A 1,290-nucleotide genomic window follows, 5' to 3' on the forward strand; every position below is an offset into this window, starting at 1 on the left:
ATCTCTCTTTTCCCGGCGTGGTTAGCTGGTCCGACGATGCCCTCGTTCTCCATGCGCTCCATGATGGATGCGGCGCGGTTGTAGCCGATCTGGAGGCGGCGCTGGATATAGGAGGTCGAGGCCTTCTTGTCGCGCAGCACGACCGCGACCGCCTGCTCGTAGGGGTCGTCCGAGTCGGCCTGGCCCATGCCGCTCTTGTCGAAGACGGCGCCGTCCTCGTCCTCGCCACCCTCGTCCTCCTCGGAGGTGACGGCGTCGAGATATTGCGGCCGGCCTTGGGTCTTGAGGTGGGCGACGACCTTCTCGACCTCGTTGTCCGAGACGAAGGGGCCGTGGACGCGGGTGATGCGCCCGCCGCCGGCCATGTAGAGCATGTCGCCCTGACCGAGCAGCTGCTCGGCGCCCATCTCGCCGAGGATCGTGCGCGAGTCGATCTTCGAGGTGACCTGGAAGGAGATGCGGGTCGGGAAGTTCGCCTTGATCGTGCCGGTGATGACGTCGACCGAGGGGCGCTGCGTGGCGAGCACGACATGGATGCCGGCGGCGCGGGCCATCTGGGCCAAGCGCTGGATCGTGCCCTCGATCTCCTTGCCGGCGACCATCATCAGGTCGGCCATCTCGTCGACGATGACGACGATATAGGGCAGAGGCTCGAGGTCCATGACCTCCTCCTCGTAGATCGCCTCGCCCGAATGCTTGTCGAAGCCGGTCTGGACCGTGCGGGTGATGACCTCGCCGGCGGCCTTCGCCTCGCCGACCCTTGCATTGAAGCCGTCGATGTTGCGCACCGAGAGCTTCGACATCTTCTTGTAGCGCTCCTCCATCTCGCGCACCGCCCATTTCAAGGCGACGACCGCCTTCTTGGGATCGGTGACGACGGGAGTGAGCAGATGCGGGATGCCGTCATAGACGGAGAGTTCGAGCATCTTGGGATCGACCATGATCAGGCGGCACTCCTCCGGCTTCAGCCGGTAGAGGATCGACAGGATCATGGTGTTGATCGCGACGGACTTGCCCGAGCCGGTGGTGCCCGCCACCAGCAGGTGCGGCATGCGCGCCAAGTCCGCGATCACCGGCTCGCCGCCGATGGTCTTGCCGAGGCAGAGCGCGAGCTTGTGCTTGGTCGCCTCGAAATCCTGGCTGGCGAGCAACTCGCGCAGGAAGACGGTCTCGCGGCGGGTGTTGGGCAGTTCGATGCCGATCGCGTTCTTGCCCTGGACCACCGCCACACGTGCCGACACAGCACTCATCGAACGTGCGATGTCGTCCGCGAGAGAGATCACCCGGGAG

1 protein-coding gene is annotated in these 1,290 nt (G+C 65.3%); it reads right to left on the minus strand.

Features of this window, described 5'->3' with window-relative positions:
* Window positions 1–1,290: DNA translocase FtsK (locus ACODTJ_RS29150; RefSeq protein ID WP_488851717.1), on the minus strand; the 1,290-nt coding region annotated here is incomplete at both ends.

The sequence above is a fragment of the Allobosea sp. FG18 genome (genome assembly GCF_057809495.1).